This window comes from Gimesia benthica (assembly GCF_009720525.1).
Taxonomy (GTDB): Bacteria; Planctomycetota; Planctomycetia; order Planctomycetales; family Planctomycetaceae; genus Gimesia; species Gimesia benthica.
In genome coordinates, this window is the sequence record NZ_CP043930.1 from 3,145,544 (window position 1) to 3,170,438 (window position 24,895).

At 54.0% G+C, this 24,895-nt stretch carries 19 protein-coding genes; 12 read left to right on the top strand and 7 right to left on the bottom strand.

Translation table 11 applies throughout. The annotated features are described in order from the left end of the window. Positions 1 to 15: 15 nt before the first annotated feature. The 4 genes from F1728_RS11890 (at position 16) to F1728_RS11905 (ending at position 5,157) form a co-directional block, all read left to right on the top strand. A complete protein-coding gene (locus F1728_RS11890; protein ID WP_194242786.1) occupies positions 16 to 831 on the top strand; it encodes a metal ABC transporter ATP-binding protein in 816 nt (271 codons plus the stop codon). Further along, positions 828 to 2,330: a metal ABC transporter permease gene (locus F1728_RS11895; protein ID WP_155364284.1), complete on the top strand. Its 1,503-nt coding sequence runs from the start codon at positions 828 to 830 to the stop codon at positions 2,328 to 2,330. Before F1728_RS11890 ends, F1728_RS11895 begins: the two co-directional genes overlap by 4 nt. Continuing rightward, positions 2,330 to 3,658 (top strand): metal ABC transporter permease, encoded by a 1,329-nt coding sequence (locus F1728_RS11900; RefSeq protein ID WP_155364285.1) that lies wholly within the window; start codon positions 2,330 to 2,332, stop codon positions 3,656 to 3,658. Before F1728_RS11895 ends, F1728_RS11900 begins: the two co-directional genes overlap by 1 nt. A 134-nt stretch (positions 3,659 to 3,792) precedes the next feature. After that, positions 3,793 to 5,157, top strand: coding sequence for a DUF1501 domain-containing protein (locus F1728_RS11905; RefSeq protein WP_155364286.1), 1,365 nt, complete (start codon positions 3,793 to 3,795; stop codon positions 5,155 to 5,157). 28 nt (positions 5,158 to 5,185) lie between these two features. On the opposite strand, the gene F1728_RS11910 is transcribed toward F1728_RS11905, so the two are convergent. The 5 genes from F1728_RS11910 to F1728_RS11930 all read right to left on the bottom strand — a co-directional run bounded on the left by F1728_RS11910 (position 5,186) and on the right by F1728_RS11930 (position 13,006). After that, positions 5,186 to 5,464, bottom strand: a complete 279-nt coding sequence (locus F1728_RS11910) for a hypothetical protein (RefSeq protein WP_155364287.1) — start codon at positions 5,462 to 5,464, stop codon at positions 5,186 to 5,188. An 84-nt stretch (positions 5,465 to 5,548) separates the two neighbouring features. Then, positions 5,549 to 6,847 carry a hypothetical protein gene (locus F1728_RS11915; protein ID WP_155364288.1) on the bottom strand — a complete coding sequence of 433 codons (1,299 nt, stop codon included), beginning with the start codon at positions 6,845 to 6,847 and terminating at the stop codon, positions 5,549 to 5,551. A gap of 92 nt (positions 6,848 to 6,939) precedes the next feature. Then, complete coding sequence (locus F1728_RS11920) at positions 6,940 to 8,286, bottom strand: NAD(P)/FAD-dependent oxidoreductase (protein ID WP_155364289.1); 1,347 nt, start codon at positions 8,284 to 8,286, stop codon at positions 6,940 to 6,942. A 174-nt stretch (positions 8,287 to 8,460) separates the two neighbouring features. Beyond that, on the bottom strand, positions 8,461 to 9,939 hold the full coding sequence (locus F1728_RS11925) for a DUF1501 domain-containing protein (protein WP_194242787.1): 1,479 nt from the start codon (positions 9,937 to 9,939) through the stop codon (positions 8,461 to 8,463). A 7-nt stretch (positions 9,940 to 9,946) separates the two neighbouring features. After that, positions 9,947 to 13,006, bottom strand: a complete 3,060-nt coding sequence (locus tag F1728_RS11930) for a DUF1553 domain-containing protein (RefSeq protein WP_155364290.1) — start codon at positions 13,004 to 13,006, stop codon at positions 9,947 to 9,949. 147 nt (positions 13,007 to 13,153) lie between these two features. Between F1728_RS11930 and F1728_RS11935 the strand changes: the two genes are divergently transcribed. From F1728_RS11935 to F1728_RS11950, 4 genes are all read left to right on the top strand, one after another. Further along, positions 13,154 to 13,939 (top strand): IclR family transcriptional regulator, encoded by a 786-nt coding sequence (locus F1728_RS11935; protein WP_155364291.1) that lies wholly within the window; start codon positions 13,154 to 13,156, stop codon positions 13,937 to 13,939. A gap of 394 nt (positions 13,940 to 14,333) precedes the next feature. Next, positions 14,334 to 16,478: a diguanylate cyclase gene (locus F1728_RS11940; RefSeq protein WP_155364292.1), complete on the top strand. Its 2,145-nt coding sequence runs from the start codon at positions 14,334 to 14,336 to the stop codon at positions 16,476 to 16,478. A gap of 469 nt (positions 16,479 to 16,947) precedes the next feature. Next, entirely contained in the window at positions 16,948 to 17,847 is a 900-nt protein-coding gene (locus F1728_RS11945) for a hypothetical protein (RefSeq protein WP_155364293.1), read from the top strand. Positions 17,848 to 17,937: 90 nt separating this feature from the next. Then, a complete protein-coding gene (locus tag F1728_RS11950) occupies positions 17,938 to 19,452 on the top strand; it encodes a polysaccharide biosynthesis/export family protein (protein ID WP_194242788.1) in 1,515 nt (504 codons plus the stop codon). A 33-nt stretch (positions 19,453 to 19,485) separates the two neighbouring features. On the opposite strand, the gene F1728_RS11955 is transcribed toward F1728_RS11950, so the two are convergent. Further along, positions 19,486 to 20,289 (bottom strand): hypothetical protein, encoded by an 804-nt coding sequence (locus tag F1728_RS11955; RefSeq protein ID WP_228030694.1) that lies wholly within the window; start codon positions 20,287 to 20,289, stop codon positions 19,486 to 19,488. Between the two features lie 19 nt (positions 20,290 to 20,308). Continuing rightward, positions 20,309 to 20,605, bottom strand: coding sequence for an FmdB family zinc ribbon protein (locus F1728_RS11960; RefSeq protein ID WP_145180468.1), 297 nt, complete (start codon positions 20,603 to 20,605; stop codon positions 20,309 to 20,311). Positions 20,606 to 20,962: 357 nt separating this feature from the next. Here F1728_RS11960 and hpf point away from each other — a divergent pair, with 357 nt between their 5' ends. From hpf to ptsP, 4 genes are all read left to right on the top strand, one after another. Beyond that, positions 20,963 to 21,337 (top strand): ribosome hibernation-promoting factor, HPF/YfiA family, encoded by a 375-nt coding sequence (gene hpf, locus F1728_RS11965; RefSeq protein WP_155364296.1) that lies wholly within the window; start codon positions 20,963 to 20,965, stop codon positions 21,335 to 21,337. Between the two features lie 203 nt (positions 21,338 to 21,540). Then, positions 21,541 to 22,014: a PTS sugar transporter subunit IIA gene (locus tag F1728_RS11970; protein WP_145036190.1), complete on the top strand. Its 474-nt coding sequence runs from the start codon at positions 21,541 to 21,543 to the stop codon at positions 22,012 to 22,014. Between the two features lie 219 nt (positions 22,015 to 22,233). Next, on the top strand, positions 22,234 to 22,536 hold the full coding sequence (locus F1728_RS11975; protein ID WP_194242789.1) for an HPr family phosphocarrier protein: 303 nt from the start codon (positions 22,234 to 22,236) through the stop codon (positions 22,534 to 22,536). Positions 22,537 to 22,611: 75 nt separating this feature from the next. Further along, positions 22,612 to 24,375 carry a phosphoenolpyruvate--protein phosphotransferase gene (ptsP, locus tag F1728_RS11980; RefSeq protein ID WP_155364298.1) on the top strand — a complete coding sequence of 588 codons (1,764 nt, stop codon included), beginning with the start codon at positions 22,612 to 22,614 and terminating at the stop codon, positions 24,373 to 24,375. Positions 24,376 to 24,895 lie beyond the last annotated feature (520 nt).

A 24,895-nucleotide genomic window follows, 5' to 3' on the forward strand; every position in this document is an offset into this window, starting at 1 on the left:
AATCGATCCAGTTCGATGAATTCGTCCGAAAACCAGAGCCCGATAACGCAGACTGAAATATCGCCTGCAGAGATCCCCCTCTCCGTGTATGACCTGACGGTCGCTTATCACCGTAAGCCTGTAATCTGGGATGTCAGCTTCGATATTCCGCCGGGGAAACTGGTCGGAATCATTGGTCCGAACGGGGCGGGTAAAAGTACGCTCATCAAAGCCATCATGGAACTGATTCCCAGAGCCTCGGGCCGCGTCAACATCTTCGGAAAACCATATCAGAAAAACCGGCACCGCGTGGGCTACGTGCCTCAGCGGGAAAGCGTTGACTGGGATTTTCCCGTCGATGCTCTCGATGTTGTCACGATGGGACTCTACCGCGAGATCGGCTGGTGCCTGCCTGTCCGCAAGAAACATCGCGAACGCGCGCTGGATGCCCTCGAACGCGTGGGGATCGCCGACTATGCCCGGCGTCAGATCAGCCAGCTCTCCGGCGGACAGCAGCAACGGACTTTCCTTGCCCGTGCCCTGGTTCAGGATGCCGACCTGTATTTGATGGACGAACCGTTCGCTGCCGTCGATGCCGCCACCGAAAAAGCCATTGTAAAAATCCTGCAGGAAATGAAACAGGCCGGCAAAACGGCCCTCGTGATTCATCACGACCTGCAGACCGTCCCCGAGTATTTTGACTACGTCATTCTGCTCAATATGCGTGTCATCGATCACGGTCCGACCGAGCAGGTCTTCACACCGGAGAACCTGCAAAAAACTTATGGCGGCCGTCTCACTCTGCTGGAAGAAGCCACCGAAACGATGCGCCGCAGGGAGCAGTCACTATGAGCCTCAGCGCGCGGATGCTGATCCTGTTGCTCATGCTGAGTCCCGGACCGGTTCTCCTGGCTGCCGAAGGCAAGTCCATTCAGACACAGCGGTCCATCACAGATCGCAGTATTGAATGGCCTGCCTGGGAAGACTGGCGACGCGTCTTCTTCATGCAGGACTATAACACCCGGGTTGTCATCCTGGGCACCACGCTTCTGGGAATGTCTGCTGGCATGATCGGCAGCTTCGCCCTGCTCCGCAAACGCGCCCTGATGGGTGACGCCCTCAGTCATGCGACACTCCCCGGCATCGCGATCGCCTTCATTATCGGCAGCACCCTGGGCCTCAATGGGAAGTCGCTGCCGCTGCTGTTAACCGGGGCCGCCATCAGTGGTCTACTGGGAATTGCCGGTATCCTGATGATTCGCAATCTGACCCGACTCAAGGAAGATGCAGCCCTCGGCATCGTGCTCAGCGTCTTCTTCGGTGCAGGAATCGCGCTGCTCAACATTGTACAGCAAATGCAGACCGGGCACGCTGCTGGTCTCGAATCATTCATCTATGGGAAAACCGCCTCCATGATCGCCAGCGATGCCTGGCTGATCGGTGGCGCCGGCCTGAGCTGTGTGCTGGTAGCCTTGTTATTGTATAAGGAACTGACGTTACTCTGCTTCGATGAAGGCTTCGCCGATTCTCGAGGCTTTCCGGTGGTACTGCTCGACACACTCCTCATGGGACTGGTTGTAATCGTAACGATCATTGGGCTGCAGGCAGTGGGTCTGATCCTCATGATCTCTCTGCTCGTGATTCCCCCTGCCGCCGCACGTTTCTGGACCGAAAAAATGCTCTGGCTGACAGTGGTCGCTGTGGTGCTGGGAGCCTTAAGTGGGATGATCGGTTCGGGCATGAGTGCGATTTTTCCCAATCTCCCCTCCGGTGCAATGATCGTTCTCGTCGCGACAGCCATGTTCCTCTTCAGCATGATTTTTGGCGTCCCTCGTGGGATCCTGGTTCGCAAGTACCGTCGTTATGAACTGAATACCAAGGTCAATCGCCAGCACCTGTTGCGCGGCCTTTATGAATACCTCGAAGCACATCAGCAACTCCCGATCGGCGTGACTGACAGTGCACCACCCGTCTCACTCTCTGCCCTGGAGCAGCTGCGGAGCTGGTCCCTGCCTGCCCTCAAGAAAATCATTCGCAGTGCCCAGGACGAACGTCTGGTGACGTTACTCTCAGACAATCGCGTGCAGCTGACACTCTCCGGATTGAAAGAAGCCGCCCGTGTCGTGCACGAGCATCGCCTCTGGGAACTCTACCTGATTACCTACGCAGACGTCGCTTCCAGTAAAGTCGATCAGGATGCCGATGCGATTGAGCATGTCCTGGAACCGGAAGTGATCGCTGAACTGGAATCCCTGCTGGTCCGCCAGTCAACCGAAGGAATTCTGCAGAGTCCACATGACATTGATCTGCCACAATCACTGAGTGCCCCCACTTTCAGGAGGACCAACTGATGGGCGGACTCGCACAATGGAGCTGGACTCTGGATGGCTGGATCATCGTCGCGGGCATGTTGTGTGCCGCCGCGACTGCCCTGCTGGGCAACTTTCTCGTACTACGTAAAATGAGCATGCTCGGCGATGCGATCACGCACGCCATCTTGCCGGGTCTGGCCGCAGCCTTCTTAATCAGTGACTCCCGCAGCAGCCTGCCCATGTTTGTCGGTGCTGTTATTGCCGGCATTTTGACTGCGCTGTTCACCGAGTGGATTCGCGGCTTTGGAAAAGTGGATGAAGGTGCCTCGATGGGCGTCGTCTTCACCTCCCTGTTTGCCTTGGGACTGGTGATGATTGTCCAGGCAGCCGATCGTGTGGATCTCGATCCGGGTTGCGTCCTTTATGGAGCGATCGAACTCACTCCCGCCGACACCGTCCTGATCGCGGGCTGGGAAATCCCCCGCGTGGTCTTTGTCCTCTCCATCGTACTGCTGATCAATCTGCTGTTCGTGATTCTATTCCTTAAAGAACTGAAGCTCAGTTCGTTTGACCCGGCCCTGGCTACGACCACAGGCTTCAATGCCACGTTCATTCATTACGCGTTGATGACTCTGGTCGCGATCACCGCGGTCGCCAGCTTTGAAGCAGTCGGCAATATTCTGGTCGTCGCCATGTTCGTCGTTCCTCCCGCCGCTGCTTATATGCTGACCGATCGACTGGGAGTCATGCTGATCCTCAGTGTTCTGCTGGCGATGTTCTCAGCCATCATCGGGCACATTAGTGCCATCACCGTCCCCTACTGGTTTGGTTTTCAGAGCACCTCGACAGCCGGCATGATGGCGGTCGCCGCCGGTCTACTGTTTATCATCGCTGCCCTGTTCAGCCCCCGACATGGCGTAGTGATCGTCTTTCTGAGACGCCAGTTTCTGGCCTGGCAGATTCTCGCGGATGACATCGTCGCCCTGATGTACCGCATCGAAGAACGGGACCCGGAACTCAGGCCGGACGCCTTTTACCTGCGAGACATCCTCTTCTCACGACCGCTGCCCACCAGCCTGACACTCGGCTACCTCGTGCGACACAGCCAGCTCGTACACGCCAACGGAACCTATACCCTGACCGACACTGGTCGGGACCGTGCCCGACAACTCGTCCGCTCACACCGACTCTGGGAACACTACCTCGTTGAACACGCAGGAATGTCGACAGAAACGATTCACCGCCAGGCCGAACAACTCGAACATTTTACCGACAGGGAACTTCGCGACCGCCTCAACGCCGACACCCTCGATACCGATCAGGATCCCCACGGTCGCCCGATCCCTCCCGAAGAACATGCTCCCTGATTCCGTTTCAGATTCAGCCGCTGCCCGGCAGGTTCCTCTGGCATTTTTCAAACCACACACATATAATCGTCCATTGATATTTCAAAGTTCCACCCGAGTGCGTCGTCGGGTGCACCAGAACGGGACGAAATCAAATGACGGGCAAATACTGCAGTGGACCGGTGAACCGACGCGAGTTTATGCGCATCGGCTCACTCTGCCTGGGAGGATTATCGCTCCCGCAGTTGCTGTCTCTTCGCAGTGAAGCCGCCCCAACCCGACCGGAAACCTCCGTCATCCTGCTCTTCCTGCATGGCGGTCCTTCGCAGTTGGAAACCTATGACCTCAAGCCTGATGCCCCCTCGGATTACCGCTCCCTGTTTAATCCGATCTCCACGAATGTTCCAGGAATGGATCTCTGCGAACTCTTTCCTCGACAGGCTAAGATCGCAGATAAATTCTCTCTTGTCCGTTCCCTGCACCACGACGTCGGCATCCACAGCGATGGGGGGATCATCGTTCTCACCGGCAAACGTCCCTCGAAACTGGATCCCACTTCGCAATCGAAAAGCGAACACCCCGACTTCGGTTCGGTCACCAGTGTTGTCCGCGGTCTGTCCGATGCGGGAACGCCCCCCTATGTCTCGATTCCCTCGAAGTTCTACATGGTGCAGCCCACTTACCTGGGTCTGCAGCACGGACCTTTTGAATCGACTGAGCCATCGGCAACCAGCTATCGCCCCCCTTCCCTGAAACTGCAGGCCGGCATGGATGGGAAGCATTTGCTCGAACGCCGCCAGTTGCTCAAACAGTTCGATCAACTGCGCAGCGATCTCGATCTCACAGGAGACTTGCACGGCAATGACAAATTCCGCGACCTCGCCTTTCAGATGCTGACCAGCCCCGATGCCGCCCGTTCGTTCGACATCGACCGCGAACCAGACAGCCTGCGCGATCGCTACGGACGCAACATGTGGGGTCAGGGCTGCCTGCTCGCCCGCCGCCTGGCGGAAGCCGGCTGTGGCGTCGTCTCTCTCTTCTTCAACACCCCGAAGACCGGGCAGGAATTCACGAACTGGGACGATCACATTCTCAACGCAGGACGCCCCGGTCACTTTGCGAAATACATGCAGACCCGTCTCCCGTACATGGATCAGGCCCTGGCCACGCTCATCGAGGACATCCACGAACGCAGCCTGGATAAGAAAATCATGGTTGTCGCCGTCGGTGAATTCGGTCGCACTCCCCGACTCTCTTCCAACAACTCGGGGACGGGACGCAACCACTGGCCCCAGGCTTACACGGCGCTCTTCTCAGGAGGCAATCTGAAAATGGGACAGGTCGTTGGTGCCACCAACTCCAAAGCCGAATACCCGACTCACAATCCTCACACGCCACAGGACATGCTGGCCACGATCTACCGTCACCTGGGCATCGATTACTCTCGCTCCCTCGTCGACCATCAGGGACGACCGATTCCCATCCTGCCGCACGGCAAACCGATTGCCGGGCTGATCTAATAAGCCACTTGGCTGTGGTTCTTTCTACTTAATAAAATGCCCTTGGACCTCGAAAGGGTATTCCATAATCTTCTGCAACACGCGTAAATCCTGTGAGATCAAAGTTATCAAACTCAATGCTTGTCATTAATCGTGTATCGTGTTTTACATGATCGAGCAAAAATTGATAGATCGCATTTTTCACCGTCTCTTCACTCACTCCCCCAATAGAGAATTCTGTAAAACGATCATCTTCGTCTCTTAAGATCTTGCCCAGGTTCAATACTTCTTTTTTCTTGATAGATACTAAATAAGCTTGAATCGACATATCCTGACTCTCTTTCTCACTTGGATTCTTGATTAGAAATTGGAGTGACAATATATAGAGAGATTTTCTGCAAATAAGTTCAGCTTACTTTTGCATCAGTTTCTGAATTCCCCGCATCAGATGCTGATCCACTTCCGGGCCACTGAAAGCCACACTGACTTCATAGCCCCCCTGGAAGTAAGCTTCCGCAGTCGGCAGATACCAGGGACCGCCGTCCCCGTAGCCGGCCACCGCCATGAATCGTTCGGGGTAGAGCATCTGGGTCCGAAGCTGATACTCGATAAACGGCTCGGCTGGCAGGTACAGCAGGGATATCTGGTTGACGTGCAACCCGCTCAACGTAATCGGCTTCTGAGCGGCATGCCGTCGCAACCAGGCCAGCGTGAAAGCAGGCCGGTTCCGATGCACCACCCGCCGACTGTGATCATTGATCTGTTTCTCCAGTTCAGCGATGGAGAATGCCCGGTTGACCGGGGGCAGGAAATCAGCGGTCGTCCACTGCAGCCGCTTGATCGGTTCGGGACGGAGTTGTGCGGACGCCCGTTCCATCGCCGCAAAGATCCGTTGCGCCAGCACCGAACGATTCTCGTGGTGATCGCTGTTGTTATATTTGCCTGCATTGATATTGCCCGCACAGCCGGTGAAGTAAACGTGCAGGCAATCGGGAGCATCGTGCTCGGCCTTCAGCTTGCGCGCCTGCCCCACGAACTCACTGTTTACATGCCCCTCGGTACAACAGTAACTGATGGGATGCACGGCGTAGTAGTAGCAGGCGGCGACTTTCTCTTTTCCATCATAAAAGGCGACCGTCTTCAACCAGGGATCGATCACGCCGGCCGGCAGATCACGAATATCATCGCTACTGGCCGCCACACTTCGATTCTTCAGGATCTTACCCTGGTCGTTCAACACCCGCCTGTTGGAAGCCACTTGCTCCACCTCTGCCTGGGCCGAAGCAACGTGCGTCAGTCGCCGCGGTGATTTCAGACTCTCCTTTACCGCAGTCTCCGCCCGCTGGAGACAGGTCTGAAAAAACTGGGGATCCATGTTGGGTGGCAGATCACCTTGTGCCCGCACAATCCGATCCGTCTCCAGGCAGGCAAACGGAGCATCGTGTTGATGCACGCACTGCACGGCCACCCGGTCCGCGGTGGTGCCGGCGGCCTTTGCCAGTGCCTGCCGCAACTGCAAATGGGCATCGTTACAGAGCCCCGTCCAGTCCAGAGTGCAGACAACTACAGGCTGTGGCTCGGTTAACAGCACAAACCCCAGTGCTTCCAGCGGTGAATCAATCCGTGATGCGGCAGGAATCCAGCCCCCGCATAACGAGTGCCCGATCGGCACAGTGACATCAAAGCGGAAGGGAGCGATCTGATATGGCATGGCGTCCTCAACTGAATCAAGAATGAAGCATCCCCTTCAGCATAAATCGCCGTACCACGAAAAACGAGTGTTTTGGCCTTTTCAGTTCCCGTTTAGTGCTCTGACGAAACAGGAACTTCCTCGTTTTCGTGTTCGTGCTGCGGCTCCTGCACCGGCTCCGGATCCCATTCCTTGCCGACAATCAGTCGAGCGCCTCTACGAAAACTGAGGTAGGACCAGGCCCACTGCATGACGACCAGCACCCGGTTCTTGAAGCCAGTCAGGTAGAAAACATGCACGACCAGCCAAACCACCCAGGCGAAGAAACCGGCTAATTTGAATTTTCCCATCTCGACAATGGCTCGACTGCGACCGATGGTCGCCATCTGCCCCTTGTCCCGGAAACGAAACTCACTGCGGGGTTTACCCTGAACTTCTGCGCGGATATTTTTTCCGATGCAGCGCCCCTGCTGCAGCGCCACCGGTGCGGTACCCGGCAAGGGCTTTCCTGTCTGGTGTGTATAACAGGCCTGGTCACCGGCAACAAACACGTTGGGATAATTGGTCAGACTCAGGTCTGGTTCAACCATCACGCGGCCCCGGTTATCAGTCTGCATCCCCTCTGACTGCCCCAACTTGGAAGCCTCCACGCCTGCCGCCCAGAGCACTGTCGCAGCCCGGATTCGTTCGCTCCCCAGTTCGACGCCATCTTCGTTGATGTTAGTCACCACAGACGAAGTCCAGAGCTGAACTCCCAGGTTCTCCAGGTCGCGGGCTGCTCGATTCGCCTGCTCTTCGGAGAACATCGGCAGAATTCGTGGCCCCGCTTCGACCAGGATCACGCGAGTATGACTCGGATTGATGCGGCGGAAATCCTTGGAGAGGGTAAATCGGCTCATCTCGCCAATCGCCCCTGCCAGTTCAACCCCCGTCGGTCCACCACCCACGATCACGTATGTCAGATATTTCTTCTGCTCATCGGGGTCGGTAATCCGCTCTGCATGCTCAAAGGCCGACAGCACCCGCTTGCGAATCTCTGTGGCCTGCGAGATGTTCTTTAAGCCTGGCGCGTAAACTTCCCACTCATTATGACCAAAATAACTGTGAGTCGCACCGCAGGCCAGAACCAGGTAATCATATTCCAGTTCGCCAAAATCAAACTGGACTTTCTTGCCAGGCAGATCGATTGACTGGGCTTCTCCCAGTAGTACACTGGTATTCTTATAGCGGGACAGCAGGCTGCGAATGGGCGTCGCGATATCTGCAGGACTCAGGCCAGCCATGGCGACCTGGTAGAGCAATGGTTGAAACAGATGGTAATTATGGCGGTCAACCAGGGTCACTTCGACGCCGGGAACGCCTCCCAGTTCTAACGCGGCATTCAAGCCGGCAAAACCACCACCGATAATCAGGACCCTTTTAGAGTCTGCCTTGCTGCCGGGGTTTTGTATAGTATTCATCTCAGTAATTATTCAGACAGGACGTTAATGTCAATCAGACAGAAGTAAGCGCCCTCCTCGATGCCGATCACGAAAACACACTATAGCTATTCTAGTCGATCCGTCCATGCACACAAAATAAGTTCCTGAAAAAATCAGCCGGTTCGCAAGAGAATCGATAAAAACAGATGAAAATCAGGCCAGAATTTCATGAAGCACTTCACCGTGCACATTGGTCAGCCGGCGTTCGATCCCGTTGTGATACCAGGTCAGCCGGGTGTGATCGATGCCCAGCAGATGCAGCACGGTCGCATGATAATCGTGCCAGGGAACAACTTTCTCGACCGATTTCCAGCCGAATTCATCAGTGGCTCCATAGCTGAGCCCATGCTTAAGACCACCGCCTGCCATCCAGACCGAGAAACCATTCATATTGTGATCGCGGCCTGTGCCCACCGTATTTGAAGCTGACTGCGTGAAAGGCGTCCGGCCAAATTCAGTCGAGAACAGCACCAGCGTGTCCTCCAGCATCCCCCGTTGACGTAAATCCTTCAATAGCCCCGCGACAGGCTGATCGATGCGCGTCGCTTCCCGCAGATGATTCCGCTTTACATCCTCATGCCCGTCCCAGTTAATGCGAGGTGAGCCGAAGGGGCCTCCCGAAAAGAGCTGCACGAAACGCACACCCTGCTCCAGCAGCCGCCGGGCCAGCAGACAGTTGCGGGCAAAGGGAGCGGTTTCCTCCCGGTCGAAGCCGTACATCCCCCGGGTCGCGGCAGTTTCTCCTGAAAGGTCCGTCACCCGTGGGACGGCCAGCTGCATTTTTGCAGCCAGAACGTGACTGCGGATCCGGGCTTCCAGGTCACTGTTGGCACCAGCCCGTTCGAGGTGTGCCTGATTGAACCGGTTCAACAATTGTCGACTGGCCAGTTCGGTCTGCTCTGAAATCTGCCGTTCAGGAAACAGATCCCGAATGGCGGGGCCTTCGCTCTGAAAGGGAACCCCCTGGTGCTGAGCCGGGAGGAAACCGTTGGACCAGTTAATTGTCCCCGCAGCGGGATAGCCACGGACATCCGGCAGCACGACATAAGAGGGCAGTTCATCGGTCTCGCAACCGAGTCCGTAAGACAACCAGGCCCCCAGCACCGGAAAACCGTTGAGTCGAAACCCGGTGTTCTCCTGAAATGTGGCTGGCGTATGATTGGCGGAATCTGCTTTCATCGAGCGGATTAGCGTTAATTCATCCGCCTGTGACGCGATGTGCGGGAACAACTCTGAAATCCACAGACCGCTTTCACCCCGCTGCTGAAACTCAAAATCGTTCTTTCGCAACAGGCCCACTTTGCCGAAAAATGTCTCGGGCTTCTTGTCGGTCGGCATTTCCTTGCCATGCAGTTTATTGAGCGAAGGTTTATAGTCAAACGAATCCAGATGACTCAAGCCACCGATCAGACAGATATGGACCACCCGTTTCACTCGCGGCGAAAAATGTGGTGCCGGAACCGTATTTTGCTTCGGTGTTGCGCCGCGCACAGACTGCTGACGGAGTAACAGATCCATCAGTGCGGTCCCCGCCAGTCCGGTCCCGGCCCAGGAAAAGAAATCACGTCGGGACAAAGATTCGTTTTCCGGAGGTGGATTCAAATTCTTCTGCTGTGGTTCTGAAAATGACATGGCAGTTTCAATTCACATATAAAAATTCGTTACTGTTCAGCAGCACCCGACATAAGGCAGACAGACCATGTTGAGAAACAAACTCACGTGACACGGCTGCTTCCTCCAGTCGTGGCGGCCGCTGATAAACCAACTCAAAGAGTTCAACCACCTGCTGCCCGGAGTCGGCACCTGAGCGCTGCTTGACCCGCGCGGCCAGCTGATCCGACATGCGCAACACAAAGGAATCGTTCATCAAAGCCAGTGCCTGCAGGGGCGTGGTTGTCGATGCCCGGTCGGGAGTGGTCGTAGAAGGATCGGGACAGTCGAACGTTTCCAGAAGCGGATGCCGTCCCCCGCGTGCTGAAAATCGATAAATCGACCTGCGATTAAATTCTTCACCCACAGGATCCAGTGGTTCATAAAACTGGGTCCCCTTGAAGAAATACGATTTGACGTCCTGGTAACCGCGGCCCCCGACTTCGGGATTCAATTTGCCCGCGACTTTCAGGATCGAATCGCGAATTGATTCCGCTTCAATCCGTTGCGGACTCTTTCTCCATAGCCAGCGATTGTCAGCATCTACCAGCATCGCCTGCGAATCGACTTCAGAGGATTGCCGAAACGTTGCCGAGAGCAGTATCTCACGCTGCAGCGATTTCAGGCTCCAGTCATTTTCTTTCAACTGAATCGCCAGCCAGTCGAGCAGTTCGGGATGACTGCAGCGTCCGCCATTAAAACCGAAATCATTCGGTGTATTCACCAGCCCCTGACCGAAATGATAATGCCAGATCCGATTCACAATTACTCGTGCAAACAGGGGATTGCGGGCATCAGTCACCCAGTTGGCAAATTTCAGGCGGCGTTCCTGATCCGAACTGTCAGCGGCCAGTTTCAAATTACCATCCAGCCCCTCAATCGCCTGCAGCCCGCCCGGTTGGACGACACCCGCCGGTGCCGCCACACTTCCTCGCCTGAGCAGATGCGAGACTCCCGGATCACGGGACAAGGCGGCATAGACCTTTGTTGGTTGCACGGCCTGCAGCTTTTTGATTTCTGCCTGCAGACCGGAACGCTGTCGACGTAGTTCCCGCCATTGTTGGCGCTGTGTTTCATTCAGAGTCGCCTGCAGTTCTTCTTGAGAAAAGAAGACGCCTCCCCAGCGGGCAGAAGCCTGAATTTCTTCCTGCGTTAACGCCCGATCATACAGGCGTGCCTGACTGACCACGCCTTTGAGCAGTCGATTCCCCCCCGGAGAACCATGGCGTAAACCGAAGAGGACTTCTGTCTTCCCAGCGGGAAATGTCTGCAAACCTTTGGAGCGGTAACCACTCCCGTAAACGGCGCCATTACGATAAGCGGTGATGGTCCCATCCGCGGCATACACCAGGGCAACCTGCACCTCTTTTTCTGAAGCGGTCTTCTCTTCGGGGCCTTGGAATGACTTTGTACGATTAAAATGATCGCTCCCCGCCAGCCAGTGTCCCGGCTGCTGCTCGCCAAACACAATCGCATCGAAAATATTACCATCGGTTGTCTGTACGCTCAGGACTCCTCCACCTCGCTGCTGCAGATCGGAGAGTTTCACCCAGGCTTCCAGCGTCTTTTCCCCCAGAACTTCAGGCAGGGGCTCTGTTTTCAAAAAGGAACGGTTCCCGTCGAGCACCAGTCCCTCAGGCGTCTGCTTTGCAGAACCGTGCAGCGTCCCCGAGAGACCTCCCACCAGATCGTCTGTCCCTTTGCGAAAATCCCAGGCAGCAATGGGAGAAGATACCAGCGACGCTTCCGTTGTGTCTGCCCCTTGATTGCGTTTCGCCAGCACACGTTTTCGGGCAACCGTCTCCAGTTGAAAGAGCTGTCCCTGAACTTCTCTCAGTGTCTTCTCTTTCTGAGCGAGGGCTTGTTGAGCTCGATTATAGGCTGGATCTGGTAGATTCCGTTCTCCATGGACGACGCCTGCCAGCGCTGCGGCAAACTGGTAATATTCCTGCTGACCGATGGGGTCAAATTTATGATCGTGACAGCGGGCACAGTTCACGGTCAATCCGAGGAATGTCTGCGCGGTCACGCCAACGATATCTTCCAGTTCGTCCTGTTTCATCGTTGCCCGCATCAATGTGCTTTGTGGAATCACGACATCATGGGGCCCCGCCACCAGGAAACCGGTCGCTTTGACCGCTCCGGGACTGTCGGGATCAAGCAGATCACCGGCTAATTGCAGCCTGACGAACTGATCGTAGGGCAGATCTTTATTCAGGGCCTGAATCACCCAGTTTCGATAATGCCAGGCATTCTCACGTGGCTGATCGCGTTCAAACCCGTTGCTTTCACCAAACCGGACTACGTCCAGCCAGTGTCGCGCCCAGTGCTCGCCGTAATGTGGCGATGCCAGCAGGCGATCAACGATCTTCTCATACGCGTCAGCCGATTTATCATCGACGAACGCTTCCACCTCTTCCGGTTCCGGAGGCAGACCAATTACGGAATAATACAGCCGACGAATCAAAGCACGACGATCCGCTTCAGCACGCGGCTGCAGGCCATGCTCTTTCAGCCGCCGCAACACGAAGGCATCGATGGGATTCTTTCCCCAGAGTTCGTGTTTCCCAGTCGCGACAGGTACTTTTGGTTTTTGCAGAGCCTGCAGCGACCACCAGTCGTAACCGGCCCGCTTTTCCGTCGTCTTGCTGAAGGCATCAATGGGATCAGTGCCCCACGGCGCGCCTGCCGCAATCCAACGCCGGAACAACTGCTTCTCTTCCGCAGACAGGGGATGTTCGGGGGGCATCGCGTCCGATTCGATGTATTGCCAGAGCAGACTCTCATCCGGCTTACCTGCCTCTACCGCAGCTCCCGTTTCGCCTCCCTGGAAAGTTAAGTCGCGGCGGGAAAGATTCAGCCCCGCTTTCGGATCCAGTCCCGCGTGACAATCCAGACAGTGGCCAGCAATCAACGGTGCGATCACACGGTCGAAGTCCGCCTGCATACGCTCAGGTGTTTCGAAGAGATCGTCTGCCCTGCTGAGTCCCGGTAAAGCCAACCCGAGGAACAATGCCAGCGTCACCCATACTTTCTCGCCTGCGTGCATATCAGAGCTGCTTTCTGCTGCCGTTCGAAAGGAGTGTTGATTCGATAACTTCAATCTTAAACCGATCCCAAAGTGCTTGACACCTTAATCTCGCCCCTTTAAGATATTTCACTATTGAAACCTATTTCATATATGAAGTCAACAACAATGCCCGCTCCCGATACCAATCAAAAATCGGCGGCTGCCGCCTCCCCCAGCCTGCAACGGGGAATCGCCCTGCTCGAATATCTGGCGAAGCACTCTCACGGCTGCACGCTCAGCGAACTCAGCGAGGAACTCTCTGTTCCCCAGGCATCGCTGCTGCGGATTGGGAAAGCACTGGAAGAAATGGGATACCTTTCCCGCGACGTAGCTTCCAAAAAATACTATCTGACCAATCGCTTCCTGCAGTTGATTCCCCCCAGCGTCCAAGATCGACCGCTATCGGAATGCGCGATTGGCCCGATGCGGGAATTACGTGATCTCACCGGCGAAACAACGCAACTCTGCTGCCTGATCGATACGGAAATTGTGATTCTGGAACAGCTACTGGCACGGCATCCGTTTAAATATTCCGCCGAGATCGGTGCCCGGGCTCCCTGTTACAGTTGTGCTCCGGGCAAAGCTATCGCTGCTTTTCTTCCGGAAAACGAACGCGAAGATCTGGTGAACCGCATCCGCTTTAAACGATTCACCCCGCACACCATCACCTCGAAACGGGCCTTCCTGAACGAGCTGGACCTGATTCGCAAACGGGGCTATGCCCTGGATCACGAAGAAGGACTCTCCGGGATTCGCTGTGTGGCTGCTCCCATCCTGGACCGTAACGGCATTGCCATTGCAGCATTCACAATCACCGGTCCCGCAGAACGCATTCCCCAGGACGAATACGAATCGCTGGGGGATATCGTCCAGTCGCGGGCAACTCAGGTCACGCTCGCCTTCAATACCTGATGTCACCTGAGGCCTGCCCCTGCAAAGGCGGCACAGTCGTCATGACCAGCAGAGCCACTCCATTCACGCCAGGCGTTCTACACAGACGATCTCTAACACTTGGCAGCGATCCATCCTTACAGAGGTATGTTGCAATTTGACATCTTCGTAACGCGACCTAGCTTTAGGTAGTCATTCAGATGTATCTCTATCATCGCGATGACCGTTATGCCCTGAAAACAGACCAAACCGTCTGAATCGGTTTCCCCGGAATGCAAGTTACTCCAGTGTTCAATGCGGGTGACGATGAAATGCATCAAGCAAATGTCTGTTTAAAGAGCATTGAAATTCAAATTTACGCCAGACCAGTTCGGGCAGTACCTGTCTCGGGTTGTAATCTCGTCAAGGTTTTCCGATGAATAGTTCCCTGATAGCCAACAGTCAAACCGTGCCACAGCAGCAGTCTGTGCATGGCAGCTATCATATGGGCTCTTCACAGATCCTGAGGGAACTGGTTGCATTCTCGGCCGAATCCGACGAACTGGCACTCAATACACAACATACGGACGACGTCGATCAGGTCATCTGTCGTAAACACCTGCGCAAACTGTTGACTGCGCTACAGGCACGTGATGCTGTCACACTCGGTCACTGCCGACGTGTCGCTTTCCTGGCCAAAGGGATTGCCAACAATCTGGGCTGGGAAGGTATCCACCTGAAACGCCTGGAAGTAGCCGCACTGCTGCACGATATTGGTAAAATCGGCGTCCCCGACCACATCATTTTCAAGCCGGGTAAGCTGACATCAGATGAAATCGAACTGATGTCGCATTACCACCACATCGGTCTCGATGTGTTACAGGCCTGTCGCACCGACCATGAAGTGTTGACTATCCTCTCGCAAACCCGTTTTCACTTCAGCGGGGCGACCAATGGATATCAATGCATCGGCAGTGAAGTTCATCAGGGGGCACGCATCCTGGCGATCGCTGACGCCTATGATTCACTGGCCACCGATCAGGTCTATCGGACCGGGAAGAAACACGAAGAGATCATGTCGATCCTGATGGGGGCCGCAGGCACTCAGTTCGATGGCAACATCATCTGTGCCCTGTCCCGCTGGGAACAGACCGAACGGGAAACCTTCCACGAAGCCATTCAAGAGGTCAACCGAAACTTTCAGCCGAAGCCACTGAATGAGCGGGAGATAGTGGAAGCGAATCTGATCAGTAATATTTTCTCCTACCTGTTTCAAATCGAAAGTCTTTATGATGGTTTTTATATCGTCAACTCGGATTTTCAGTTTGTGCTATTCAGCCCTGGTCTGGAACAACTGACTAACCTGCGATCCGGCGACATGCTGGGCAACTCCTGGACCAATCACAGCGTCCCGGTGACGAATCAGGATGGAACGATGCTCGCCTCATCCGAGCACACCATGAACCGGGTCATCGCCAGTGGAAAATCAATGACCACGGAACTAATGCTGAAACGACCGGACGGCCGGCTGATTCAGATCGAAGTTCAATCCGTCCCCATGTTCGGGGAAGATGGTCGTCTGGTTGGCGTAGCGGAGATCTTCCGTGATCTGTCACGGAGCCTGAAGCGTCCCCAGGAATTTAACCAGCTGAAAATGGCTGCCAGCCAGGATGCACTGACGTCCGTTGCCAACCGGGGAGAACTGGAAACTCAGCTGGCAATCATGTTGAACCAGGCCAGCCAGAACCAGAACACAGCCCCTTTAAGCATTATCTTCATCGACGCCGATCACTTTAAAAACATCAACGACACTTATGGCCATGCGGTTGGCGATGAAGTGCTCATTGAACTGGCCCGACTGTTTCAGCATGAAACCTATTCCGGAGAACTGGTGGGGCGTTACGGGGGTGAAGAGTTTGTCATTCTCTGCCCGGAAACCGACCTGGAACATGCACGGCAAAAAGCAGAACGCCTGCGACTGGCAGTGAATAATCTGAAACTGGAAAATTTAAACAATAACCGCATCACTGCCTCGTTTGGTGTCGCGCAGCTGGAGCCGGGTGACTCCCTGGAAAGCCTGTTCCATCGTGCCGACAATGCCCTCTACCAGGCGAAAGAAACAGGACGTAATCGGGTCTGTTCCTTGACCTGTGAAGAACAGATGTCGGGCGCGGTTCCTGAAGCCGTCGCTCCCGACCAATCCAATGCAGGCAAAATGGTCTTCGAGAGCTCCTTCAGCGCTCTCATCTCATCAGATATTGTTGTTTACAAGCTCGGAGGCTTCGTCAATGACAATGATGCACACCTCACTGAAGTCAATCCGAATCGAGCTGTCATGCGTCTGGGCAAAGCCGGGCTACTTCCCTTCTGGGGAAAAACGGATGACCGCCGCCCTATCGAGGTGGAACTGGTCTTTGATAATGCCACCCGGAAATCCACTTCCGGCTCACGAAATGCGACACCCCGCGTGGAAGTCATGATCAGAATGACTCCCCTGGGCTGGATCAAACAGCCTGAAGTCTTCCAGAAACGGGCCGCTCGTGTCTTTCGTCTGCTGAAAGATTATTTCGTCGCTGACTGAGCAATCCAGCCTTGATCGGCAGATTCTGCCTGTGCCTCGCCGCTGTCCTACCGCCCGCAACAAACCAGGCAAAATGGCCAACCTTTTCCAATCACGCATCCTGCGTCAAACATTGAATATCCAACGATTTTACCTGTCCTGCACCCCCGGATAATCGTTAAGAACCGAAAAACCATACACACCGCTGGAATCGGCATCCGATAAATCAACCGTATAGCTTAACACTCAGTCTGCGCACGGTGGCCTAATTGTGGATTCCAGATCTCGAAACAACATGATTCAAACCCGCTTGATGAGTTCAGATAGACTCAGGTGTGTTCCCCTGCTTCTGTTTTTCACTCTTGTGGGACTGACAGGCTGTGCCCATAACAGCTGTGGCGAAGCAGATTCGTGCCCGACGGTCTCCAGTCGTGTGAAGAAATGCTTTCTCTTCCATCATGACAAGTGCTCTCCGAAACCATACTGGTCTATGGAAGGGTACCAAACCGACCTCGATAAATTCTTTGTGAAACACGCCGCCAAAAAGTGTGCCAAAGAATCGCTGAAGACCATGTCCGCCGATTGCCAGGACAAACCATCCAAGTCCTTTCGAAAGGGTTATCAGCAAGCCTACATGGACATTGCCCTGGGCGAATCGGGAGTTGTTCCCCCCGTACCGCCTGAGGAATACTGGGCTGCCCACTATCGGACCCCAGAAGGCTACATGGAAGTGCAGGAATGGTTCACGGGATACAAACTGGGCTCAGAACATGCCCGCGCTGACGGACGATACGACTTTAATCGGATCGCGACCCCTTACTCACTGGCCGCCTGGGAACAACCAGCTGCGGAACACTGGGATGGAAACGTAGCTTATCCAGAGGCGTCCATGCCGAGTCAGCCCCCACTTGAAACACACCCTGCACCAGCGGCAACACCCAGCCATAGATTGCCTGAAACAACACTGCCACCTCCACCGGTCTCCGGACCACAAACACCATTGAAGACAGTACCACAGAGACACTTACCAGAACCGCCTCCGGTACAGACTCTGCCTGACAGAACCCCCAGCGCACAACCGCGACCACTGGTTCCACAGCCCAGGATTCAACCTCCGACCGCGAAACCGGCGCGGAGGCCATCGGCCGGGATTCAACATACGCCTCTGCCTGATCAGAAAGCGAAACAGATTCGTCCTCAGGTCAAAGAACCGGCCTTGCCCGCTTATATCAATGATGATCCGCCCCCCAGTCCGTACTCATTACAGTCTTACCCATATACACCTTTGCCCGGAACAGGGGCGCGACTGGACACGCAAGGTGCGATCAATCAGATGAATGGACAGCAGCGGTATTCTGATTCCAGCATTGAATATTACCCTTACAGATAAACCCGACACGTTTTAAGAACAGGACGGGAAGTCTTTCCTGTCGAGAGTAAATCAACAGCAGAAATGAACCACAGAATGGCACGACACAACATGACAACAATCGAATGTAAAGGTTCGATCAAAATGTTGAGACTCTACACCACTGACTTCGTACAGCGGGGCCAGTTCTGGTGCGCACTGGTCTTACTGCTGGCCCTGAATGGCTGTGCCGCCATTCATCCACTCAAAGGTGTCCCCGCACAATACCTGCCGAATGAATACAAAGGTGAAGTCCGTTCCGGCAAGGAAACCATTGACCTTTCACTGCTCCGTCAACCCGCCCCCAAACACTACCTGCTGGACTCGGGCGATGTATTGGGAGTTTATATTGAAGGCGTTCTGGGACAGTTTAAAGAAGTGCCCCCCGTTCATTTTCCTCAGACACAGGAAGTCGCGCCTTCATTAGGTTACCCGATTCCTATTCGTGAAGACGGTACAATCTCACTCCCCCTGATCGGCACTGTATTCGCCCGGGGACTCACGCTGACTCAGTTGGAAGAAACGATTCGCCGCAAATACACGACCGAGAAGGACATTCTTCGCGAAGGACGGGATCGAATCCTGATCAGCCTGCAGAAGCCACGTTCGTATCGGGTGCTGGTAATTCGCCAGGAAAATGCCAATGATCTGGTGGGAGCCACCGTCGGAAACCTGAATATTGGTCGCTCCAAGCGGGGAACCGGCCGGGTCATCAATTTACCCGCTTATAATAATGACGTCCTGCACGCCCTGGCAGAAACAGGTGGTCTGCCCGGACTGGATGCAGAAAACTCGATTTATATTATTCGAGGCGGTGCCAATGAGATGAATCAATCCGTTTGCCCCCCACCGGTGCAGACCGGTTCCCATAGTATGAACGAGCCGAGAAACGCTCAGAAAATCCAACAGGTCTCTGACTCATACACTCCGCTGCCGGCCCCAACTCAGCTTCCATCAGACACCGCCTTCCAGGTGGGGCAGCCCCTGTATCCGTTTGAGGGAAACAACTATTACTCCGGGGACTTCCCTGCTCCGACCATGATCAACGATTCCACCATGCAGCGGCCCGGCATCGTCAAAATCCCGATCCGACTCAGCCCGGGTGAGCAGGTCAACCTGACACGCGAAGACATTATCCTGCACGATGGGGATGTGGTGTTTATTGAGTCGCGCGATACGGAGATCTTTTATACCGGCGGTCTGCTGGGAGGGGGACAATACACCCTGCCCCGCGATTACGACCTCGATATTCTGGGCGCCATCTCCATTGCCCAGGGAGGCAACAATTCCAGCAATGGTAAATCAACGGGAGGTCCTTCGGCACTCAACCAGGACGTGACAATCAGTGCCAGCAACGCGATCATCCTCCGGCAACTTCCTAATGGCACCCAACTCCCCATCAAGGTTGACCTCTATCAGGCAGTCCGCGATCCGAGTCAACGTGTGCTGATTCAGCCCGGCGACTACATCATTCTGCAATACACCAAGTCTGAAGCGATCGCAGCCTTCATTGAAAGACATCTGCTGGAAGGTGCATTGTTCGGGCTGGCAGCCTCGAATCTCCAGAACGGCGGAGGCAACCGCTGAACCGGTCTGCCTGAGCGGGGCTGAAAGCCGAGACTACTTCTTCTCGATGACGAAGCCCTGTTTTTCGTCGGGTTTAGCCAGTAGAACTTCACCGATGTGCTGCTTGTCTTTGAGTGTATCCCGACCAATCAGTAAAAGATCGTCTGAGATCCGCTCTACGCCCAACGCGCAATCGAGGGGGAATTTCGCTTTGAAGGTATAGTTTATATCGGCCTTCAACAGTTCCGAACCATAACAGCCAAACCACCACTGCTGATTCGCAAAAGTGGCCGTCTGAATTCCCAGCAAAGTGTAGCCACTCTGCAAGACATGTTTCTTGACGAACTTCAGATTCTGATCGTATTCGTAGAGATAGTTCTCCTTGAACCCTTTTGGCAATCCACCTACGACCAGGAACTTGCCCCCATGGTGTGCGATTCCTCCGGCTCCATAGATCACTTCCGGTGTTTTGTGCTTGCCAATCAGCAGCAGTTTCTCCGCGTCGTAAACGTAAACCCAGGAATCTGCCTTCCCCTCGGCATTATTGAAATCGCCAAAATTCACAGCGACATAGACTTTGCCATCCACATGACAGAGATCTCCATGGTGATTACCAACCGGAATCTTGATCAGGACCTTCCCGTCAGCATTGGTTTTTACCAGCTGAGTCGTAAAGCTCCAGAAGATATTTCCCTGGCCATCAACACAAACCCCCTGCAAATGATGCGGATACGTTCCCTCACAGCGGGTATTGTGATAGGGAGTCTGTTCCGGCTTTGTTTCCGCCTGGGCGATAGTACCGAGACCACAGACCAGAGCAATTACCAGCAACCATGACTCACACTGCAGTTTCTTCACCAGCAAATCTCCTCAACAGCTAATCGGCAGAAATCAGGTCCGGTCCATCGCCGGCCCGCTTCTCGTACTTTCCGCTGGAGGATTTCACATACTTAGTGAATCCCAGCTCTCCCAGACGTTTGTCATCGTTTAAGGTACGCTTCGCCTCGGCATCTGACCATTTTCCGGAAATATTCGCAGCAGTAATGACACGTCGAACCGGCTCTCCGGTCTCTGGATGCTGCGTTAAAATTGGTTCACTCATCCGTTGAATGACTTCGAATCGTTCACCAGCCGACCCATCAGGGTTGACGACTTCATACACATAAGTAGGCATTGCTACCGGATAACCTCAAAAAAGGGGGGCAGAAATCAAGAATCTGCCAGCCGACACACTGGCCATCAGGCCACTGCCAGTTTATATTCCCCACCGAGTAAACGGGCGAAATTGGGGGCCAAATCCCTCCCCAGGCAGCAGACTGCACAGACTATAACTTCATCTGATCTATTGAAATCATATCCGAACCCGCATGCAAGGAAAAGGTCCTGAAGTTTGCAGCGCGAGCTTGAGATTTAGTGGCTGGTATATCTGGACCTCCCCAGCTAGAATCTGTTAGCATCTTCTATTGTTGAACCCAGACAAACTCACATAAGTACACACAGCGTGGGTAGTTTTTTAACAGGAGAATTTTCCGTGCAAGTTGCGATTACTTGTCGTCATGGCAGCGTCTCAGATGGTCTGCGTGAATATATTACTGAAAAGTCTGAGAAGTTACTGACTTACTTTGAGCGGGTAACGGCAATCCAGATCACAATCGATCAAGGCGAAAACCAGAACCGGGTCGAAATTCTCGTTGATGCAGAACACAAACACAATTTTGTTTCGCATGCAGAAGGTGACGAAGTTAAACCCAACTTCCACGCCGCTTTGAGCAAGATGGAACAGCAGATTAAAAAATACAAACAAAAGATTCAGGATCACCGCCGCGATCTCCCCATGAATGAAATCGCTGAGAACGGAATGGCCGAGGCGGAAGCCGAGACCGAAGAAGAAACCGAATCTGAATAATTTATTCCTCGCAGACTGATTTTTGCTGAGGAATGAGACGAAACGTCTTACAATTAAATATCGTGTGAACAGCCTCCCCTGAGCGAAAGAATCCATTTCCGGGGCCGTCATAACTTAACAATCATGTCTTGCGTACCATCCGTTCTCCTCGAGAAGGACGCAAACACCGACTTTTTTGCAGATGTAGTTAGAAGGAAAAATACATGAAGTTAACAGACTTCGTGGTTTCGGAAGCGATCATTCCGGAATTGAATGTGACAACCAAAGAAGAAGCAATCCGCACCATGGTCGCCAGCCTGAAAAATGCAGGTAGCATTTCGGCTGATGACGAAGAAGGTATCGTATCGGCAATTCTCAAACGGGAAGAACTGGGATCTACCGGAATTGGTAACGGCGTTGCAGTCCCCCACACCAAACATTCTTCTGTCGAAAACCTGACAGCAGCTGTGGCCCTCTCTTCAGACGGGGTCGATTTTGCCAGCCTGGACGGCGAAGATGTTTATATTCTGTTTTTGCTGATCTCCCCCCTGGATCGTCCAGGAGATCACTTACGCGGCCTGGAGAATATTTCTCGCCACCTGCGGAATCAGAACTTCTGTAAGTTTCTCCGCCAGTCCAAGAACATCGAAGACATTGTTGAACTGCTCAATGAAGCGGACAGCAATCAACTGGACTAAGCTGAGAGACCTGATTGTCAGGGATCCCCCTGCTCAATTGAAACTGACACTTCCTGCTGAGTTGAGTTGATGACTGTCTGGGAGGAGTATACGCTTCGCTGTGCTCCTGATTGATCAAACTAACAGGAAAGGGGTAATTACGAAACCTCACTGAAAACAAAAGCCTTAATGCGGTCTATGGCCTGTTTTCAGCCAGCTTCTGTAGTTATCAAAAGTGCCATGCAAGAATCTGTTTGCCGTCAGATTGTCACCGTCAAAATGAAACAGGGTCTGCATTTGCGCCCGATTTCTGAAATTGTCAGAATGACCCGTGACTATGCTTGCGACTTTAAAATTTCCAATGGAGATCGGTCGGCCAATGCCCGGGAAGTCTATGACCTGCTGGAACTGCAGGCGCTCCCGGAAACCGAACTGGTTCTGGAAGCAGTCGGCGACGATGCCACGAAACTCATGGAAGAAATCGTTCAGTTTTTTGAATCAGGATACAAAAAATTTGAAGAAGTCTCTGATCTGTCTGACTAGCCCCTGAACACACCAACCCGATGGTTCATCACCGGTTGCCTGTCTGTCGAAAGCGCCATAGTAGGCCCTGATTGAATGCTTGTAAAACGTGGAATTGCAGTTTCTCCGGGAGTAAATTTCGGTCCCGCCCTGATTCTGGGTGCGGAGGACTTTCGCATACCGCGGCAATTCGTCAGCGTCAATGTGATCGAAACCGAAATCGCTCGCCTGCGTTCTGCGCTCGATGCGGTCTGTGAAGAGATCGCCGTAAATGAAAGACTTGCCTCTGACAAACTGGGGGAACAGTACGGTGCCATTTTCGCCGCACACCTGCAGATGGTCAGTTCTCCCCGGCTTCGTGAAGAGATCGAGACTCTGATCCGTGACAAATGCTATTCCCCTGAGCACGCTTCCAGTCGCGTCTTCAGACGTTACACCAAGCTGGTACAGCACCTGGGTGACAATTACCTGGCGGAACGCGCCAGTGATATCATCGATCTGGAAAAGCGGCTGCTGAAACAGCTGCTGGGGGAAAAACGCGAAGAACTATCCAACCTGACAACGCCCATCGTCGTCCTCGCCAATAACCTGACCCCCAGCGAAACTGCGGGGCTGGCCAAGGAATATGTACTCGGCTTTGCTACCGAAGTCGGCGGTCGCACCAGCCATACCTCGATTCTGGCAGGAGCCCTGGAAATTCCAGCCGTCGTCGGTCTGGGAGAATTTCTCTCCGATGTCTCCGGCGGTGACATGGTCATTGTTGACGGCAACAACGGCGAAATCATCATTGACCCCGACGAAGAGACGCTGGCCCGATACAAGGATACCGGCGAACGGCAGCGTTCGATGGCAGCCCGACTGGCATCGCGGCGTAAAATTCGCTCGGAAACCAAAGATGGGACCCGTATTCACGTCATGGGGAACATTGAATTCCCTAATGAAGTTGAACACTGTGCCGAACGGGGGGCAGACGGGATCGGCCTCTACCGAACCGAATTCCTTTACTTGCAGTCCAATACCGAGCCTACCGAAGAAATTCACTACGACGCCTACTGTCGCGTCGTCCAGGCGGCTCAGAACCGCCCGATTGTGATCCGAACCCTCGACCTGGGTGCAGATAAGATTCCACGTGGCTATCGCCATCTGGCTAAAGAGGGCATGAACCCGGCTCTGGGACTCCGCAGTGTCCGCCTCAGCCTGCGGGACCTGCCGCTCTTCAAAACCCAGCTCCGGGCTATCTTCCGGGCTGCCGTACACGGTGACGTCCGCATCATGTTCCCCCTCATCTCTACCCTGCTCGAATGGCGGCAGGCCAAGATGATTGTCGGTGACGTTCTGGAAGATCTCGAAGAACGGGGTGTGGATTTCAATCCCAATATTCCGATAGGAATGATGGTAGAAGTCCCGGCAGCTGCCCTGCTGGCAGAAGAATTTGCCGAAGAAGTTGACTTTTTCTCCATTGGGACGAACGACTTAATTCAGTATACTCTGGCAGTGGATCGGTCTGATCCCGCCGTTTCGTCGCTCTACAACTCTGCTGATCCTTCGATTTTAAGGCTCATCAAAATGGTGGTAGAAGCGGCCCGTAAAAAAAACATACCGGTTACCGTCTGTGGGCAGATGAGCTCCGACCTGAAATCGATCCCGCTGCTGGCAGGCCTGGGGATTCGACAGATCAGTACCACACCACTGGCGATCCCGGAAGTAAAAGAAGTAATCAGACATCTGACAATCGCCCGGGCCGAGGAAATCGCAGCACATGCAATGACCATCGACGTGGCCCGCGACGTTGAAAGTTATTTAAGAGGAGAATTGTACAAAATCTGTCCTGACCTGTTTGATGAAGAGCTTCCTTTGTAAGCGCTCAACTCAAAGCAGTCGCTTCTGAAAAGCACCGGGACAACATTAACTGCAGGATCAGGTGAAAACTCACCCCTTCTGCAACCTCGATTTTTACGTTTACATTTTGCAGCGGACTCGAACTGTTTTTCAAAAATCGGTTCGCTGCCATCCACTGCACCTCGGTGGTGCGTGGGTTGAGTATGAACCAGATTCAATCAAGACGAAATGCATGACACAGTCATTTCCCAAACCGAAAGCATTTACGTGTGATTCAGACTGAATGCAGGTTCCCGATACAGTGCTGGCTCTTCCCGAGCAGCCTGTCAGAGTTCCTGCGAACCGTCCTCTCGCACTAGTGACAGCAGTATGAACTACCCCCCTGATCCTTCAGAACAGATCATTTTGAAGACGGCTCAAGCCGCCTTACGGGGATATGCTGCCGCTTGCACAACACGCTTTCAAAGTCCACAGGCAGTTCCTGCCGCCTCTGTAACGACCTCTAACCCGCTGCAGTCCTCCGCCCGCATAACAGACCTTA